Origin of the sequence: Frigoribacterium sp. VKM Ac-2836, assembly GCF_013248995.1 — a bacterium.
GTDB lineage: Bacteria > Actinomycetota > Actinomycetes > Actinomycetales > Microbacteriaceae > Frigoribacterium.
In genome coordinates this window covers 306,858-323,731 of the sequence record NZ_JABRPK010000001.1, presented here as the reverse complement: position 1 = coordinate 323,731, position 16,874 = coordinate 306,858, and the positions used below count along the sequence as shown (strand labels likewise).

Sequence of the window (16,874 nt, the reverse complement as noted above, 5' to 3'; positions counted from 1 at the left end):
ACCTCGGCAGCACGCGCGGAAACGCCGGAAGGCGCCACCCCGAGGGGTGGCGCCTTCCGTGTGGTGCTGAGCAGACGTGCCGCTCAAGCGCAGAGGGCCGCGAGGGCCTGCCGACTACTTGAGGGTGATCGTCGCGCCGGCGGCCTCGAGCTGAGCCTTGGCCTTCTCGGCGGCTTCCTTGTTCGCGCCCTCGAGGACGGTGCTGGGGGCACCGTCGACGACGGCCTTGGCCTCGCCCAGGCCGAGGCTGGTGAGCGCACGGACCTCTTTGATGACCTGGATCTTCTTGTCGCCGGCAGCCTCGAGGACGACGTCGAAGGAGTCCTTCTCCTCGACCTCTTCGACGGGGGCGGCGGGGCCGGCGGCACCGGCGGCGGCCACGGGGGCAGCAGCGGTGACCTCGAAGACCTCTTCGAACTTCTTCACGAACTCGCTGAGCTCGATGAGCGTGAGCTCCTTGAAAGCCTCGATCAGTTCGTCCTGCGTGAGCTTCGCCATGATTTTCTCCTTGTTGTGTAACTGAAGTGGGGGTTGGTGCGACAGCTGTTAGCTGTCGGCGTCCTGCTTCGCGCGCAGAGCCTCGACCGTACGGACGGCCTGCGAGAGCGGAGCCTGGAACAGGTAGGCAGCACCGAACAGCGAAGCCTTGAAGGCGCCGGCCAGTTTGCCCAGCAGCACCTCTCGGGACTCGAGATCGGCGAGCTTGTTGACCTCGTCTGCCGAGAGAGGGTTACCGTCGAAGTAACCGTTCTTCACGATCAGAGCGGGGTGTGCCTTGGCGAAGTCACGCAGGCCCTTGGCGACGGCGACAGGGTCACCGTGCACGAAGGCGATCGCAGACGGTCCGACGAGTTCGTCGTCGAACGAGCTGATTCCGGCGTTGTTCGCCGCGATCTTGCTGAGCGTGTTCTTCACCACGGCGTACGTCGCGTCTGCACTGATGGACTTGCGGAGCTCTTTCAGCTCGGCAACAGTGAGACCGCGGTACTCGGTGAGCAGAACGGCGGTCGAGCCACGGAAGTTCTCCGTGAGCTCGGCGACCGATGCTTCCTTGTTCGCCATGGCTCTCCTAAAACGTGGGTGTGCCGGCAGCCCCCCGGTGCTCGACTCGGCCGCACCGAGACCGGTGCCGCACCAATGAAAAAAGCTCCGGCGCAAGCGCACGGAGCTGGATCTCTTCGAGAAGAGGAACGACTTCACACACCTGCGCTGGTCGCTCTCTCTCGAGAACCTTCGGCACCTGTCTGCGAGCAGACGAGCACAACCGGCGGTCTTGGGCTTCGTACAGAGTAGACGCAGGAGGCGCGCTCACGCAAGTCGCGCCTCCTCGCCTCCCCGGGCGGTCAGGACGGTGTCGGCCGACAGCGGCAGGCGGACCGTGAAGGTCGCCCCCTCGGTCGAGCTCTCGACGTCGACGGTCCCGCCGTGCGAGTGGACGACGGCCTGGACGATCGCCAGGCCGAGACCCGTCGAGCCGGCCGTTCGTGACCGGGAGCTGTCCGCGCGGGCGAACCGCTCGAACAGCACCGGCAGCACGGCCGGGTCGATGCCCGGCCCGTCGTCGGCGACCGAGACGATCGCCTGCCCCGAGCCGTCGTCGACCGTGAGCGAGACGTGCACGTGCGTGCCGTCGGGGGTGTGGGTGCGCGCGTTCGTCAGCAGGTTCGCCACGATCTGGTGCAGTCGCATCGCGTCGCCCGGCACCGACACGGGCTCGTCGGGCACGTACACGTCGACGTCGTGCGTCGGCCCCGCCACGTGGGCGTCGTTGACCGTGTCGAGCACGACCCGAGTGAGGTCGACGTCGCCCGTGACGAGGTCGCGACCTTCGTCGAGGCGGGCGAGCAGCAGGAGGTCCTCGACGAGCGAGGTCATCCGCAGCGACTCCGACTCGATGCGGCCCATGGCATAGACCACGTCGTCGGGCAGACCGGTGTTCATGCGGCGGGTCAGCTCGGCGTAGCCACGCACCGATGCGAGCGGGGTGCGCAGCTCGTGCGACGCGTCGGCGACGAACTGCCGCACCTTGTTCTCGCTCTGCTGACGAGCCTCGAGGGCCGCGGCGACGTGTCCCAGCATGCGGTTGAGCGAGGCGCCGACGCGGCCGACCTCGGTACGGGTGTCGGCGTCGGCCTCGTCGACGCGTTCCGCCAGGGCGACCTCGCCGCGATCGAGGGGCAGCTCGGCGACCCGCAGGGCGGTGTCGGACATGCGCTCGAGCGGACGCAGGGCGCTGCGGACGACGCCGTAGGCCACGACGATCGCGATCGCGAGGCCGACGAGGGTCACGGCGAGGATGGTGATCACCATGACCGTGATGGTGCGGTCGACGCTGCTCGTCGGCAGTCCCACCACGAGGTAGGCCGGCGTGGTGACCGAGGAACCCGACGTGGTCGTCGTCTGATAGCCCACCGCGAGGGGTTCCACCCGATACGAGCCCAGGGCCGATCCGAGCGAGACGGTCTCGGGCTCGGTCGTTCCCGCGACCGTCGTGACGACCGAGGTCAGGTCGTCGGTCAGGCGCGGCATGACGACCTGCCCCGACTGCTCGACCCGATAGGCGGCCACGACCGTTCCGTTCACGACGACGGCCGTGAAGGTGCCGGGTGACTGTCGCGGGCCCGAGAGGTCGTCGCCGTCGGGTGTCAGGTTCGGCCTCGCCGTCGACCCCTGGGCGTTGACCATGGGCACCGAGCGTGAGATCGCCCCGTCGAGCTCGTCGTCGAGCTGACGCATCAGCGACGCCTGCAGCACGAAGACGCTCACCGTGCCGATGACGATGGTCAGCAGCACGACGAGTGCGACGATGCTGAGGATCAGGCGGTTGCGCAGAGTGAGCGGCCCGGCGAGGCCGGGAACCCGTCCCGCGAGGCCGCGGAGGCGCGAGCCCACCCGAGCGGGCAGGGCATCGCTCACGACGTGGGCTTGATGACGTAGCCCACACCGCGCACGGTGTGGATCATCGGCTCCTCGCCGACGTCGATCTTCTTGCGCAGGTACGAGATGTAGATCTCGACGACGCTGGACTTGCCGCCGAAGTCGTAGCTCCAGACCCGGTCGAGGATCTGCGCCTTGCTCAGCACGCGACGCGGGTTGCGCATCAGGAAACGCAGCAGCTCGAACTCGGTCGCGGTCAGTTCGATCTCGCGACCGGCGCGCGTCACCTCGTAGCTCTCCTCGTCGAGCACGAGCTCGCCGACGACGATGCGCGAGTCGCCGGCCTCGCTGACGGCCGAGGCCGACCGGCGGATCAGGCCGCGGAGGCGGGCGACGACCTCTTCGAGCGAGAACGGCTTGGTGACGTAGTCGTCGCCGCCGGCGGTGAGGCCCGACACGCGGTCTTCGACACTGTCTTTCGCGGTGAGGAACAGGATCGGGGTGTCGTCACCGCTCGAGCGCAGTCGCCCGAGCACCTGGATGCCGTCGATGTCGGGCAGCATCCAGTCGAGCACGATCGCGTCGGGCTTGAACTCGCGCGCCGTCGCGAGGGCCGCCTGACCGTCGGAGGCCGCCTTGACGTCCCAGCCCTCGTACCGCAGGGCCATCGAGAGCAGGTCGGTGAGACTGTTCTCGTCGTCGACGACGAGGACTCGGAGGGGCGTTCCGTCGGCACGGGTGAGGCGGGGGGCCGAAGCGGTGGCGGGGGTCGTTGTGGTCACCCTTCCCAGTATCGAGCCCTTCCTATGAACCGACTGTGATCGGACGATGAGCCGCCTGGGCATTCTTCACAGGGGTTCCATGGGGAATTCATCGGGGCCCCTCCAGCGGGTAGTCGGCGCAGGCGAAGCGGGTCGAGTCGGGGGCCCAGCAGGGAACGTTGATCGTGCCCTGGCCGCCGAACAGGGCGAGGACGTCGCGCGGCGCGCGGCCCGGCACGGGCAGACCGTCGGGCCCCAACGGCAGGGTGCGCAACACGACCTCGCGGTTCTCGGGGTGGCCGAGCGTTCCGGGCTCGAACGACACCCAGAGCAGGGTCGACGCGTCGGGCGACACGTGAGGGAACCAGTTGACCCGCTCGTCGTCGGTGACCTGGACCAGGGCGTCGCCGTCGAGCCGGCTGCGGAAGAGCTGGGCGTGCCCGGGGACCCCCGCGGAGGCGCGTTCCGAGTTCGACCACAACCAGGCGCCGTCGGGCGAGAACCCGGCCCCGTCGTCGGGGTGCTCGTCGTCGGTCACCGGTGTGGTCGCACCGTCGGCGAGCGAGACCAGGGCGACGTTCGTCCGCCAACCGGCCCGCGCCTCCGGGTCGTCCGGGTCGTCGACCGCTGCCGGAAGGGCACCGACGATCACGCTCAGCGTCGCACCGTCGGGCGAGACCCCGTGCAGGTAGTTCTTGTGGTTGCGACCGACGGGGTGGTCGCGGGTCACGCGGCGGGCCGTGCCGCCCGGCACGACCCCCTCCCACGGCACCTCGTACAGGTGGCCGTCGCGGGCACTCACGATCACGGCACCCTGGTCGGGGGCGATGACGTGGTCGTTGTTGATCTCGGGGACGTCACCCATCGGCACCTCCTCGAGCGCCGTCTCGTCGGCCCCTCGGGCGTCGGCGGGCAGGCGCCAGAGCAGGCCGTCGCCGTTTACGACGAGCCAGCGACCGTCGGGGCTCCAGTTCGGGGCCTCGACGAGCACGCGGTCGCTCTCGAGGACGACCTCGGTGTCGCCGGTCGCCGGGTCGACGACCAGCAGGCGGCTGCGCTGGCCGGGCAGCAGGGTCCTGGGCACGGGATCAGCCTGCCGTCACTGGTTCGAGAAGGCGGCGTCGAAGGAGGCGCTCGGACGTTTCCAGAGCAGCGAGCGGATGTAGGCGAGCGCCTCGGGGGCACCGTGCAACCGATCCATGCCGGCGTCCTCCCACTCGATCGAGATCGGGCCGTCGTAGCCGATGGCGTCGAGCGCGCGGAAGGCGTCCTCCCAGTTCATGTCGCCGTGCCCGGTCGAGACGAAGTCCCAGCCGCGGCGCGGGTCGCCCCAGGGCAGGTGCGAGCCGAGCACGCCCGACCGCCCGGTAGGCGGCTTGATGCGGGTGTCCTTGCAGTCGACGTGGAAGATACGGTCGGCGAAGTCGGTGATGAACGACACCGTGTCGACTCCCTGCCAGAGCATGTGCGAGGGGTCCCAGTTGAAACCGAAGGCCGACCGGTGCTCGATGGCCTCGAGGGCGCGGACGCTCGTCCAGTGGTCGTAGGCGATCTCGCTCGGGTGCACCTCGTGCGCGAACCGGACGCCCTCGGCGTCGAACACGTCGAGGATGGGGTTCCACCGGTCGGCGAAGTCCTCGTAGCCGGCGTCGATCACGGCCGCGGGCACCGGGGGGAACATCGCGACGTAGGGCCAGATCTTGGAGCCCGTGAAGCCGACCACGGTGTCGACGCCCATCTTGCGGGCGACGCGTGCCGCCCGCTTCATGTCGTCCGCCGCGCGCCGACGGACGCCCTCGGGGTCGCCGTCGCCCCAGGTGGACGGCCGCACGATCGCCTGGTGACGGAAGTCGATCGGGTCGTCGCAGACCGCCTGACCGGTCAGGTGGTTCGAGATGGCCCAGACCCCCAGCCCGTGTCGTTCGAGCACGTCGAGCCGTGCGCGCAGGTACGCGTCGTCCTGATCGGCACGCTCGAGGTCGAGGTGGTCGCCCGAGGCCGCGATCTCGAGCCCGTCGTACCCCCAGCCGGCCGCGAGCGCCGCGACCTCCTCGAACGGCAGGTCGGCCCACTGGCCGGTGAACAGGGTGACGGGGCGGGAGCTCTCGGCCATGGGTTCCTTCTCGGGGGCGACAGGGGGGGCGGGCGGGCGACGGGGTCGGTTCGGACAGGCGGTCGGACGGTGCGGACGGGCAGCGGGTCAGGGCAGGTCGACCCAACTGCGCGACGCGGCGGAGGCGAGGACCGCCTCGGTCACCCGAACGGCACGCAGGCCGTCGGCGAAGGTCGGCAGTCCCTCAGGGGCCCCGCCACGGACCGCGTCGTGGGCATCCCGGACGAACCCCGCGAAGGCGTCGACGTAGCCCATCGGGTGTCCTGCGGGGACGGTGGAGAGCCGGGCGGCGTCGGGCGCGAGCACGGCGGCGTCCCGCGCCACGAGCTGCGTGCCCGATCGACGTCCGACCCAGAGCGTCTCGGGCTCCTCTTGCGAGAACTCCAGGCTCTCGGCGGTGCCGGACAGGTCGAGCAGGAGGCGGTTCTTGCGCCCCGGCGCGACCTGCGACACGAAGAGGGTGCCGATCGCACCCCGGACCGTCTCGAACACGACGGCCGCCTCGTCCTCGGTGTCGACCGGCGTCCCGCCGCGCCGCGCGTGCACCGTGTGGGTCGTCGACGTCAGCCTCGCCAGACGGTCGCCCAGGACGAACTCGAGGAGGTCGACCAGGTGGCTCCCGATGTCGGCGAAGGCTCGCGACGGGCCTCCTGCCGCCGAATCGACCCTCCAGTCGACGTCGGCACTGTCGAGCAGCCAGTCCTGCAGGTACGACCCGCGCACGCTCAGCACCCGGCCGACCTCGCCCGCGGCGACCCTCGCCCGCGCCTCTCGCACCATCGGGTGATACCGGTAGACGAAGGGCACCGCGCCGACCAGTCGGCCGTCCCGGGCGGCGCGGACCAGGGCCTCGGCCTCGGCGGTCGAGGTCGCGAGCGGCTTCTCGCAGACCACGTGCTTGCCGGCGGCGAGCGCCGCCAGCGCGACGGGGGCGTGCGAGGCGTTCGGTGAGCAGACGTGGACGACGTCGACCCCGGGGTCGGTCACGAGGTCGTCGACGCTCTCGTGCGCCGTGTCGACGCCGAGCGAGGCCGCCGCCCCGGCCGCGCTGGCGGCGCTCGACGAGGCGAGGGCGACCACCCGGGCACCCGCCGACCGCGCGGCACCGGCGTGCACGCGTGCCATGAAGCCGCCGCCCACGATGCCGACGCGCAGCGGTTCGACCGGTGCCGCGCCTCCTCGGCGTGATTCTTTGCGTCCGACCGGGCCGGCGGTGACGCCCACCGGCTGCACCGCCGTGGCCACGGCCGGGTCGGTCACTTCACGGCCCCCGACGACAGTCCGGTGATCAAGTGTTTCTGCACGAGCATGAAGCCTATGAGCACGGGCAGCGAGACGACGACCGACGCGGCCATGAGCTGGTTCCAGTACACGTCCTGTTGCGAGGCGTACGCCCGCAGACCGATCGACAGCGTCCGCGTGTCCTTGCTCGTGAGCACCGAGGCGAAGAGCACCTCTCCCCAGGCCGTGATGAAGGCGTAGACCGCGACGGCGATGATGCCGGGCTTCGCGACGGGGATCACGACCCGGAACAGGGCGCCGAGGCGTCCCGTGCCGTCGATCATCGAGGCCTCTTCGAGCTCTTTCGGGATCGACGCGAAGTAGCCCGTCAGCATCCAGATCGAGAACGGCAGCGAGAACGTCATGTACGTGATGATCAGGCCGAGGTAGCTGCCGGTCAGCTGCACCCCGATCGTGCGCTGGATCTGCACGAAGATCAGGAACAGCGGCAGCAGGAACAGGATGCCCGGGAACATCTGCGTCGAGAGGACGACCAGGCTGAAGCTGCGCTGCCCCCGGAACCGCATCCGGGCCAGCGAGTAGGCGGCGAGGACGGCCATGGCCACCGAGAGCACCGTCGCCGAGATCGTGACGATGAGGCTGTTCTTGAAGTACGAGGCCAGCGGCACCGTCTGCCAGATCTGGACGTACGGTTCGAGCGTCACCCGGCTGGGGATCCACGTGAACAGACCCTGCACGTCGGCGAGGGGCTTGATCGAGGTGGTCAGCACCACGTAGAGCGGGATGACCACCACGAGCGACAGGAAGGCCAGCCCGAAGAAGCGGAAGACCTTGAACCCACGGGTCTCAATCATCGTGTTGTCCCTTCGGCAGAACCATGCGGATGTAGAACGCCGACGCGATCAGCAGCACGACCAGGAGCATCACGCTCATGGCGCCGCCGAGGCCGAAGTTCCAGTTGTTGAACGACTGCTGGTAGATCAGCGGCGAGATGAGCGTCGCCTGCTCGGGTGAGGCCGGGCCGAAGAGCACGTACGGCACGTTGAACTGGTTGAAGATCCACAGGCTCATGATCAACAGCAGCACGGCATTGGCCGGCTTGACCATGGGCAGGGTGATCTGGGTGAACTGCTTCCAGAGGCTGGCGCCGTCGAGGCTGGCGGCCTCGTAGACGTCGCCGGGGATGTTCTGCAGGGCGGCGAGCAGCATCAGGAAGGCGAAGGGCCAGAACTGCCACGCCGTGACGATGACGATGGCCCAGAACGAGTTGCCGCCGAGCAGCCAGAAGGGGCGGTCCTGCAAAATGCCGAGGTCGTCCACCAGGAAGCGGTTGATGGCCCCGTCGCGCTGGTTGAACATGAAGGCCCAGGCGATGGTGCCCACGTACGACGGCAGGGCGTAGGGCACGAGGAAGAGCGTGCGCAGGATGCCGCGTCCTTTGAAGGAGCTGGTCAGCAGGACGGCACCCAGCATGCCCATGCTCCACGCGATCGCCACGACGATCACCGTGAAGAGCACCGTGCGACCGAGGGCGCCGTAGAGCTGTCCGGCGATCGGCGAACTCGGGTCGAGCGCCGTGACGAAGTTCTGCAGCCCGACGAAGGGCGCGTTGACCCAGTTGGCGATGCTGAGCTGGTTCAGCGTGATGAAGGCGATCCACACGCCCAGCACCATCGGGACGATGTGGACGAGCAGTTCGGCCAGGGCGGCCGGTGCCACGAGGACGTAGGCGAGCGGCGAGCGGTGTTTCTTGCGCTTGGCCGGCTCGATCGGGGCCTGCTGGTGCGGGTCGGGCGGGAGGTCTTTCTCGGTGGTGGCGGGGGGCAGGACGTTGACGGTCATGAGGGTCCTCTCGGGGCCTCGGCGGGGGCGGCCGGTCGCGGTGACCGACCGCCCCCACCGGTAGCGGTGGGACGGGCTACTGACCCGAGCTCATCTGACTGTTCGCGTCCTCGAGGGCCGACTGGACGTCGGACTCGCTGACGGAACCGCCCTGGGCTGCGGTGGCGAGGAGGTTCTTGATCGCGGTGCCGACCAAGGTCTCCATCTGCCCCTCGGAGGGATAGAGGGGCATGGGCTGGGCGTGGTCGGCGAGCGTGACCTGCTTCAGCTTGATGGTGTCCGACTGGAACGCCGGGTCGTCGTACGCGCTCGTGACCACGGGCAGCGAGCTGAACGACTGGTTGAGGTACACCTGCTCGGAGTCGCTCGTCAGGTGCTTGACGAAGTCGATCGCGGCGTCCTTGTTGCCGCTGTTCTCGAAGACGCTGATGTTGATGCCGGCCACGTGGCTCTGGGTGCCGAGCAGATCGGTCGCGTCGGCGGACTCCATCGGCACGGGTGCTGCGGCGTAGTCGGCGAAGTCGCGGGCGGCGAGGTTGGCGTCGGGGGCTTGGTCGAAGAACATCGCGGCCTTGTTGTCGGCGAAGGTCGCCGCCATGTCCGAGCCGTTCACGCTCTCGGCGTCGGACGGCGAGACCACCTTGTCGACCGCCATCAGGTCGACCCACTCCTTGACGCCCTTCACGACGCCGTCGTTGCCGAAGTCGGGCTTGCCGTCCTCGTCGTAGAGCGCGCCTCCGTTCTGCAGACCCCGGACGAACGCCTGGTGGGCGTTGTTCGAGATGCTCGACCCGGCCATGGTCACGCCCCACTGGTCGATCGTGCCGTCGCCGTCCGTGTCGACCGTCAACTTCTTGGCGTCCTCGACGAACTCGTCCCAGGTGGCCGGCGGCGTGGTGATGCCCGCGGCCTCGAACATCTTCGTGTTGTAGTACAGCGAGTACGACAGACCGTAGAGCGGGATCGAGGTCGGCGCCTGGCCCTCGGCACCACCGGTGGCGAAGCTCGACTGCACGAAGCGGTTCTGGCCGCCGACCTGGTCGAGGGCGTCGCCCTCCCACGGCACGAAGGCACCGCTGGACTGCAGCGACACCGCCCAGGTGTTGCCGATGTTGAGGACGTCGGGGCCCTCACCGCTCGAGACGGCGGTGAGGATGCGGTTGTAGAGGTCGGACCACGGGATGACCTCGAGGTCGACCTTGACGCCGGTCTCCTCCGTGTATCGGTCGATGCTCTCTTGCAGGATCTCGGCGTCCTTCTCGACCGTCGGAGCCTGGTTGCTGGCCCAGTAGGTGATCGTGTCGGCGTCGCCACTGCCGCCCGAGGCGCTGCACGCGGTCATCGATCCGACCGAGAGGGCTCCGACCGCGAGTGCGGCGAGCCAACGGAACTTGGTTTGCATGACTTCTCCTGGTGTCTCTTCTTCGAGATTTCTCTTCATCGAGTGGGGGGAAGGGATGGTGCGGGGTGTCGTGGTGCTGTGGGTCGTGGTGCTGTGGGTCGTGCGGATGGTGCGCTCGGGGTGGGTGAGGAGGCGCGGTGCCGGCGTCGAGGAGGCGCCGGCACCGCACCGGGTCAGCCGAGGGTCGGAACGGAGGGGTCCCAGCTCTCGGGCAGTTCGGGCGTCGGCTCGAGGGTCGAGTCGACGCGGACGCTCTCGTCGCGCTCGGCGGACTCGGCCAGCGAGACCATGACGTCGAGGACGTGGAAGGCCAGTTCGCCGGGTACCCGCTCGCGGCGGCCTTCGCGGATCGCCTGGGCGAGTTCGGCGACGCCGGTGCCTCGAGTGAAGGTCGATCCCGTGGCTGCGACGACCGTCGGCTCGTCGGTGCCGCCGTGGACGGTCGTGGTCCCTTCGAACTCGTTCGGGTCGGGGAACACGGCCGTGCCCTCGGTGCCGGCGATCTCGACGAAACCGGCCCGCGCCAGCTTCGAGTCGAAGCTGAAGACGGCCTGCGCGCTGGCACCGCTCGCGAACTGCAGCAGGGCGCTGATGTGCGTGGGCACCTCGACCGGGAAGACGGTGCCCGCCTTCGGACCCGAGCCGATGACCCGGCTGTCGCGCGCTTTCGACGCCGTGGCCGTGACCTTGGCCACGGGCCCGAACACCTGCACGAGCGTCGTCAGGTAATAGGGGCCGACGTCGAACATGGGGCCTGCCCCGTGGGCGAAGAGGAACTCGGGGCTGGGGTGCCACGACTCGGGGCCGGGCACCTGGAACAGCGCGAGGCCGGTCAAGGGGGTGCCGATGTCGCCTCGCTTGACCACCCGCAGGCCGGTCTGCAGACCGGCACCGAGGAAGGTGTCGGGGGCGACGGCCACCCGGACGCCGGCCTCCTTCGCCGCCGCGAGCAGTCGGGCCCCGCTCTCCCGATCGAGGGCGTAGGGCTTCTCGCCCCAGACGTGCTTGCCCGCCGCGACCGCCTGCAACGCCACGTCGACGTGAGCCGCCGGGATCGTCAGGTTGACGACGATCTCGACGTCCTCGAGGGCGAGCAGCTCGTCGACCGTGCCGCTGGCGGGGACGCCCCACTTCTCGGCCTGGGCCGCGGCGCGGTCCTGGTCGATGTCGGCGATGAAGAGCACCTTCAGGTCGGGGAACTGCGTGAGGTTGCCGAGGTACTGGTCGCTGATCACGCCGGCACCGATGACGCCGACGCCGACCGGGCCGGTCCTGCCGTCGGAAGCGACGGTCGTGCGCGAGGCCGTGGTCACGTCGCTCATGCGCGGACCCCCTGGAGGAACTCGAGGCTGTCGGCGAGCGCGGTGAAGACGTCGCCCGCGTGGTCGTCGAGCTCGACGACGGGCGTGGCCTGGCGGGCCGCCTGAAGGATGTCGCGGACGGGCATCGAGCCTCGTCCGACGGCGACCTGCTCGACGTCGTTCTTGTTCTTCGGGCCGTCCTTCACGTGCAGGAACTGCACCTTGTCACCGAGGCGGGCGAGCAGCTCGGCGGCGTCGACGCCGCCGACCTCGACCCAGTAGGTGTCGATCTCGAGGACGACGTTCGCGGGCAGGGCCGCGGCGAACACCTCGAGGGCGGGGGTGCCGTCGATCAGGTTCTCGAGCTCGAAGGCGTGGTTGTGGTAGCCGATGGTCAGGTCGTGGGCGGCGGCCGCGTCCGCGATCTCGCCCAGCTCGCGTGCGATGGCCTCGACGTCCTCGCGGGTGACCCAGCGGGTCTCGTCGATGTGCGGGTCGATGACCGTGCCGATCCCGAGGCGGGTGGCGGCGGCGAAGATCGGCTCGAGGTCTTTGCCGATCAGCCCGACGTGAGCGCTGGGCGCCGTGAGCCCGGCTGCCGGGAGGGCCTCGGCGTACTCCTCGACGCGATCGACGAACGCGTAGGGCTCGACCTGGGTGTACCCCAGGTCGGCGATGCGCTTCAAGGTGCCGGGCAGGTCGGCTGCGATGGCGTCTCGGACCGTGTACAGCTGGACCGAGATCGGGCTTGCGATGGTCACCAGGGGTGTCTCCTCTTCCGAGTGGATGTGCGACGGTGACGAGCACCGTCGGGGACTCTCAGCGGTCGAGCCGTCGACCGGTCACCCCCGGAAGAGTGGCGGTCGGCGTCGACCGAGACTCACCATAGGACCGCTTCTGTCGACCCGCAAGCAAAAGTCGTCGATTTTTCGCCAGGCTTCTCTCGGCCGTCGTCACGGCCTGTGGTTTACTGCTGCCATGTCCGACACCACGCGGTCGTCTGCCCTCGGCAGCACCGGAGCCAGCGAGATCTTCCAGCTGCTCCGCGACGGCGCGCCGCGCACGCGGGCCGAGCTCGCCGCGATGACCGGCCTCGCCCGGTCCACCATCGGCCTGCGACTCGACGTCCTGGCCGAGCTCGGTCTCGTCGGCCCCTACGCCGACGCCGTCTCGACGGGCGGTCGCCCGCCCTCGCGCGTCGCTCTCGTCCCCTCGGCCCGTGTCGTCCTGGCCGCCGACTTCGGGGCGGGCCACGTCAACCTCGCCCTCACCGATCTGATGGGCGTCGAGTTGACGAGCGATCGTCGCCTGATCGACATCGCCGACGGGCCGGAGACCACCCTCGGAGGCATGGTCACCGGGGCGGACGCCCTGCTCGACCGGCTGGGGCGCACCCGCGACGACCTCATCGGCGTCGGCATCGGCCTGCCGGGCCCCGTGCAGTTCAGCACGGGACGACCCGTCAACCCGCCGATCATGCCCGGCTGGGACGGCTTCGACGTGCCGGGTTGGGTCAGGCGTCACCTCGACGTCCCCGTCCTCGTCGACAACGACGTCAACATCATGGCCCTCGGCGAGCGCAGCCATGCCTGGCCGAGCACCGACCACTTCCTGTTCGTGAAGGTCGCCACCGGCATCGGTTCGGGAATCATCTCGGGAGGCCGCCTCCAGCGCGGGGCCCAGGGCATCGCGGGCGACATCGGACACGTGCAGATCCCCCGCGGCGCCGGCGTCGTCTGCCACTGCGGCAACATCGGGTGCCTCGAGGCCGTCGCCTCGGGCCCGGCCCTCGCGAGGTCGCTCCGGGCGCTCGGCTACGACTGCCCGGGGGGCCGTCAGGTCGTCGAGCTCGTCCGCGCCGGCAACGTCGACGCCGTGCAGGCCGTGCGGCAGGCCGGTCGCGATCTCGGCGAAGTGCTGACCGCCTGCGTCAACATGATCAACCCCTCGGTGATCGCCATCGGAGGATCGATGGCGCAAGCGGGCGAGCACCTGCTGGCGGGCGTCCGCGAGGTCGTCTACCAGCGCTCCATGCCCCTCGCGACCGAGCACCTCGGCATCGTGCCGTCGCGAGCGGGCGACCGCGCAGGGCTGATGGGGGCGAGCATGCTCGCCATCCACCACGCCCTCTCCCCCGCCGCGATCGACGAGCTCGCCGCCGCGGTCTGACCGCCCGGGTGCCTCGTCCCCTCTCCCACGACACGAGGAGGCGCAGGTGTCGTGCTCTCGCCCGTCACGGGAGACAATGGTCACCATGACCGTCGTCCAACCCATGCTCTCCCTGTGGGACGACGACGACGCGGTCACCCCCGCCGCGCCTCCTGCGCACCTGACGCGCGTCCTGGCCGATTCGTCGGACCGGATCGCCTGGCTGCGGGCCCGAAGCCAGGGCATCACCGCCACCGACGTCGCCCGGCTCTCGAGTCCGCGGGCCGTGCAGGCCGTCGTGCTCGACAAGCTCTACGGCAACGGTTTCGGCGGCAACGCGTACACCGATCACGGGCGGGCACGTGAACCCGAGATCGCCCGGTGGGTGCTGCAGCGGCACGGCATCGAGTCCAGCCAGAAACTCTTCCACGCAGCAGGTCAGCGACGTCACCTGGCCACCCCCGACGGAGTGACCGTCCGCGCCGACGGCACCGTGGAGCTCTGCGAGATCAAGACGACCAAGAAGTCCTGGTCGTCGATCCCCCGCTCGTACCTGCGTCAGGTCGCCTGGCAGCAATACGTGCTGGGCGCCGAGCGCACCCTCGTGGTGTGGGAGCAACACACCGATTTCGTGCCCGTGCACGGCGACCCGCAGTGCCGCTGGGTCGAGCGCGACGAGGACGAGATCCACCGGCTCGTGGCCCTCGCCGACCAGGTGCTCGACACCCTCGCACGGCAGGCACCCGTCGACCCGTTCGCACCGGGCGGCCGGTCCTCGGCCCCGCCGCCGCCGGACGCCTACGAAGCCTACGAACCCCCGCCCTACGACCCGTTGCGTTGAGGCGAAGGCCGGTCGGGGTCCAGCAACCGCACTCGGGACGCCAGCACGACGAGCGCACCGATCACCCCCACCGCCAGGGCGATGCCGACGCACCAGAGGGCGACGACACCGCCGCCGAGGGCTGCCACGTCGAGGAACGGGTACGGCACGAAATCGGTGCCACGGGCGAGCACGACGATCAGCCAGACCAGCGGGAACGCCAGGAACTGCCAGGAGCGCCGCCACGGCTGCCGGTCCCGGTCGGCGAACACGACCCAGTCGAGCACGACGTAGAGCGGGATAACCCGGTGGAACACGTCGCTGGCCCAGCCGACCGTGTACGGGTCGGTCGAGGGCAGACCCGCCAACACCAGGTTGAAGACGAGGCCCGTCAACGCGATGTAGGTGGTGGCACCGGCGCGCAACGCGACCGTCCAACGGGGTGGCGACGTCCTGCGCAGCACCGTGAAGGCCCCGACCAGCAGGGCGAGCAACGCGATCAGGTTGCTCTGGATCGTGAAGTAGCCGAAGAAGTCGACGAACCGGTAGGCCGGGTCGCGCACGCTGTTCTCCCACTGGGTCACGACGGCGACCAGGACCGCGACGGCCGCGGCGATGCGCAGGACGGCGACCGATGCTCTCATGTGCACACCGTACCCATCGTTTCCCGGTCGGTGACACCCGCGAAACACGGGCGACTCATGCGTCCCGTTGACTGGCGTCACCACCGCGCCGGAGCCACGGCGCGCACGAGCCGACAGGGGCCGACGATGGACAGGACGACGCACACGACGATGCGTGCCATGGTGATCGAGAGGACCGGTGGGCCGGAGCAACTCGTCGTCGCGGACGTGCCCTACCCGCAGCGGGTCAACGCCGAGGTGCTGGTGCGCGTGGTCGCCGCCGGTGTCAACCGCTTCGACCTCGAGACCCGAGCGGGTCGGGGCGACAGCGATGCGATCCCCTCGTTCCCGGCCGTGCTCGGACACGACTTCAGCGGAGTCGTCGTCGAGACCCCGTACGCCGCCCATCCGCTGAGTCCGGGCGACGCCGTCTACGGCATGGCCCCCTGCCCGCGCTCGGGTGGCAGCTATGCCGAGTACATCAGCGTCCCCTCGCTGTCGGTGGCCCGGAAGCCGGCGACGCTGTCCCACCTGGAGGCCGCCGCGGTACCCCTCGCCGCCCTCACGGCCTGGGGCATGGTCGTCGACGTCGCCAAGGCCCACGAGGGCCAACGCCTGCTGATCAACGCCGGGGCGGGCGGCGTCGGGCACTTCGCGGTGCAGTTCGCCTCGTACTTCGGAGCGCACGTCGTCGCGACCGGCTCACGCGACAACTCCGCCTGGCTGCGCGAACTCGGCGCCGCCGAAGTCGTCGACTACGGCGCGGCCGACGTCGACCGCAGCGTCCGCCAGGTCGACGTGGTGATCAACCTGGTCGACGACGACGTCGAGGCCGATCGCTCCCTGCGACTGCTGCGGGCCGGCGGGCTCGCCGTCCACGCCCCGCTCGCCTCGGGCCCCGCCTTCGCCCGTAAGGCCGCCCAGGCCGGCGTCCGGTCGACCGGCTTCGCCGTCTCCCCCGACGGCGCCACGCTCGCGGTCATCTCGCGACTGCTCGACTCGGGCGACGTCCACGTCTACGTCGACGAGGTCTACGACCTGGCCGACGCCCGCGACGCCCACACGCGCCTCGAGCGGTCGCACACCCGCGGCAAGCTCGTGCTGCGCGTCGCCGATGACCGAGGCCGCCTGACCCGGTCCCCACCGGGCTCCGTGGCATGGAGCCGGTACGCCTAGATCCGACGCTCGAGCACGAAGTCCTGCTGCAGGTCGTCGCCGAGGGCGAACGTCTTCGTGCCGACCTCGACGAGGCCGTGCTTGGCGTAGAAACGCAGGGCACGCTCGTTCTGCTGGTTGACGCCGAGCCAGACCGAGGAGGCGCCGGTCGCGCGGGCTGCCTCGAGGGTCGAGGCCATCAGGGTCGAGGCCGCACCGGTGCCGTGCCCCTGAGGCATGACGTAGAACTTGCTCAGCTCGACGGTCGGCCGCGACGACACCGCAGCGGCGACGTCGGCGTCGTCCGGATCGCCCGCGACCATCATGCTGTACCCGAGAGCCCCCGGCGCCGTGGGGTCCACGGCCAACAGGACGATGCGGGCGTCGTCGGCGAGATAGCGAGTGAAGGCCTCCTCGGAGAGCACCGTCGTGACCACGCGGGCGATGTCCGCGAGGTCGGACCCCGGCGGGCAGGCGAGCGGGAAGGTCACCGCGGCGACCTCGGCGAGCAGAGGGGCGTCGGCGGGGAGGGCGGGGCGCACGATCACGGTCATGTGCCCATGGTGCCCCACCCGCGCCTCCTCGCCCGA

17 protein-coding genes are annotated in these 16,874 nt (G+C 69.9%); 3 read left to right on the top strand and 14 right to left on the bottom strand.

The window, feature by feature from the left end; all coding sequences use genetic code 11:
• Positions 1-114 precede the first annotated feature (114 nt).
• The 12 genes from rplL to HRF36_RS01540 all read right to left on the bottom strand — a co-directional run bounded on the left by rplL (position 115) and on the right by HRF36_RS01540 (position 12,299).
• The gene (rplL, locus tag HRF36_RS01595; RefSeq protein WP_173205211.1) at positions 115-498 is read right to left on the bottom strand and encodes a 50S ribosomal protein L7/L12; all 384 of its coding nucleotides are present in this window, start codon (positions 496-498) and stop codon (positions 115-117) included.
• 48 nt (positions 499-546) lie between these two features.
• The gene (gene rplJ / locus HRF36_RS01590) at positions 547-1,062 is read right to left on the bottom strand and encodes a 50S ribosomal protein L10 (protein WP_173205209.1); all 516 of its coding nucleotides are present in this window, start codon (positions 1,060-1,062) and stop codon (positions 547-549) included.
• Positions 1,063-1,308: 246 nt separating this feature from the next.
• Entirely contained in the window at positions 1,309-2,916 is a 1,608-nt protein-coding gene (locus HRF36_RS01585; RefSeq protein ID WP_371739959.1) for a sensor histidine kinase, read from the bottom strand.
• Entirely contained in the window at positions 2,913-3,671 is a 759-nt protein-coding gene (locus HRF36_RS01580; RefSeq protein WP_371740043.1) for a response regulator transcription factor, read from the bottom strand. Before HRF36_RS01580 ends, HRF36_RS01585 begins: the two co-directional genes overlap by 4 nt.
• Before the next feature lie 76 nt (positions 3,672-3,747).
• Entirely contained in the window at positions 3,748-4,722 is a 975-nt protein-coding gene (locus HRF36_RS01575; RefSeq protein ID WP_173205205.1) for a PD40 domain-containing protein, read from the bottom strand.
• A 15-nt stretch (positions 4,723-4,737) separates the two neighbouring features.
• Positions 4,738-5,751 carry a sugar phosphate isomerase/epimerase gene (locus tag HRF36_RS01570; protein WP_173205203.1) on the bottom strand — a complete coding sequence of 338 codons (1,014 nt, stop codon included), beginning with the start codon at positions 5,749-5,751 and terminating at the stop codon, positions 4,738-4,740.
• An 87-nt stretch (positions 5,752-5,838) separates the two neighbouring features.
• Positions 5,839-7,011, bottom strand: coding sequence for a Gfo/Idh/MocA family protein (locus HRF36_RS01565; RefSeq protein ID WP_371739958.1), 1,173 nt, complete (start codon positions 7,009-7,011; stop codon positions 5,839-5,841).
• The gene (locus HRF36_RS01560) at positions 7,008-7,847 is read right to left on the bottom strand and encodes a carbohydrate ABC transporter permease (RefSeq protein ID WP_173205201.1); all 840 of its coding nucleotides are present in this window, start codon (positions 7,845-7,847) and stop codon (positions 7,008-7,010) included. The genes HRF36_RS01565 and HRF36_RS01560 overlap by 4 nt, the downstream gene beginning before the upstream one ends.
• Positions 7,840-8,835, bottom strand: a complete 996-nt coding sequence (locus HRF36_RS01555; protein WP_173205199.1) for a carbohydrate ABC transporter permease — start codon at positions 8,833-8,835, stop codon at positions 7,840-7,842. The genes HRF36_RS01560 and HRF36_RS01555 overlap by 8 nt, the downstream gene beginning before the upstream one ends.
• Positions 8,836-8,911: 76 nt before the next feature.
• Complete coding sequence (locus HRF36_RS01550; protein WP_173205197.1) at positions 8,912-10,237, bottom strand: sugar ABC transporter substrate-binding protein; 1,326 nt, start codon at positions 10,235-10,237, stop codon at positions 8,912-8,914.
• A 173-nt stretch (positions 10,238-10,410) separates the two neighbouring features.
• Positions 10,411-11,559, bottom strand: coding sequence for a Gfo/Idh/MocA family protein (locus HRF36_RS01545; protein WP_173205194.1), 1,149 nt, complete (start codon positions 11,557-11,559; stop codon positions 10,411-10,413).
• Positions 11,556-12,299: a sugar phosphate isomerase/epimerase family protein gene (locus tag HRF36_RS01540; RefSeq protein ID WP_371739957.1), complete on the bottom strand. Its 744-nt coding sequence runs from the start codon at positions 12,297-12,299 to the stop codon at positions 11,556-11,558. The genes HRF36_RS01545 and HRF36_RS01540 overlap by 4 nt, the downstream gene beginning before the upstream one ends.
• A 217-nt stretch (positions 12,300-12,516) precedes the next feature.
• Between HRF36_RS01540 and HRF36_RS01535 the strand changes: the two genes are divergently transcribed.
• Positions 12,517-13,707 carry an ROK family transcriptional regulator gene (locus HRF36_RS01535; RefSeq protein ID WP_173205191.1) on the top strand — a complete coding sequence of 397 codons (1,191 nt, stop codon included), beginning with the start codon at positions 12,517-12,519 and terminating at the stop codon, positions 13,705-13,707.
• A gap of 85 nt (positions 13,708-13,792) precedes the next feature.
• Positions 13,793-14,527: a YqaJ viral recombinase family protein gene (locus HRF36_RS01530; RefSeq protein WP_254280983.1), complete on the top strand. Its 735-nt coding sequence runs from the start codon at positions 13,793-13,795 to the stop codon at positions 14,525-14,527.
• On the opposite strand, the gene HRF36_RS01525 is transcribed toward HRF36_RS01530, so the two are convergent.
• Complete coding sequence (locus tag HRF36_RS01525) at positions 14,509-15,150, bottom strand: Pr6Pr family membrane protein (RefSeq protein ID WP_173205188.1); 642 nt, start codon at positions 15,148-15,150, stop codon at positions 14,509-14,511. The two genes, HRF36_RS01530 and HRF36_RS01525, sit on opposite strands and share 19 nt — an antisense overlap.
• Before the next feature lie 126 nt (positions 15,151-15,276).
• Between HRF36_RS01525 and HRF36_RS01520 the strand changes: the two genes are divergently transcribed.
• A complete protein-coding gene (locus HRF36_RS01520; protein ID WP_371739956.1) occupies positions 15,277-16,305 on the top strand; it encodes an NADP-dependent oxidoreductase in 1,029 nt (342 codons plus the stop codon).
• Here HRF36_RS01520 and HRF36_RS01515 read toward each other — a convergent pair.
• On the bottom strand, positions 16,302-16,838 hold the full coding sequence (locus HRF36_RS01515) for a GNAT family N-acetyltransferase (protein WP_173205185.1): 537 nt from the start codon (positions 16,836-16,838) through the stop codon (positions 16,302-16,304). The genes HRF36_RS01520 and HRF36_RS01515 overlap by 4 nt on opposite strands.
• Between the last annotated feature and the right edge of the window lie 36 nt (positions 16,839-16,874).

Coding starts and splice junctions, on each gene's coding strand:
- HRF36_RS01570 (WP_173205203.1), bottom strand. CDS start 5,751: ATGGCCGAGAGCTCCCGCCCCGTCACCCTGTTCACCGGCCAGTGGGCC.
- HRF36_RS01520 (WP_371739956.1), top strand. CDS start 15,277: ATGGACAGGACGACGCACACGACGATGCGTGCCATGGTGATCGAGAGG.
- HRF36_RS01530 (WP_254280983.1), top strand. CDS start 13,793: ATGACCGTCGTCCAACCCATGCTCTCCCTGTGGGACGACGACGACGCG.
- rplL (WP_173205211.1), bottom strand. CDS start 498: ATGGCGAAGCTCACGCAGGACGAACTGATCGAGGCTTTCAAGGAGCTC.
- HRF36_RS01515 (WP_173205185.1), bottom strand. CDS start 16,838: ATGACCGTGATCGTGCGCCCCGCCCTCCCCGCCGACGCCCCTCTGCTC.
- HRF36_RS01555 (WP_173205199.1), bottom strand. CDS start 8,835: ATGACCGTCAACGTCCTGCCCCCCGCCACCACCGAGAAAGACCTCCCG.
- HRF36_RS01525 (WP_173205188.1), bottom strand. CDS start 15,150: ATGAGAGCATCGGTCGCCGTCCTGCGCATCGCCGCGGCCGTCGCGGTC.
- HRF36_RS01550 (WP_173205197.1), bottom strand. CDS start 10,237: ATGCAAACCAAGTTCCGTTGGCTCGCCGCACTCGCGGTCGGAGCCCTC.
- HRF36_RS01560 (WP_173205201.1), bottom strand. CDS start 7,847: ATGATTGAGACCCGTGGGTTCAAGGTCTTCCGCTTCTTCGGGCTGGCC.
- rplJ (WP_173205209.1), bottom strand. CDS start 1,062: ATGGCGAACAAGGAAGCATCGGTCGCCGAGCTCACGGAGAACTTCCGT.
- HRF36_RS01535 (WP_173205191.1), top strand. CDS start 12,517: ATGTCCGACACCACGCGGTCGTCTGCCCTCGGCAGCACCGGAGCCAGC.
- HRF36_RS01545 (WP_173205194.1), bottom strand. CDS start 11,559: ATGAGCGACGTGACCACGGCCTCGCGCACGACCGTCGCTTCCGACGGC.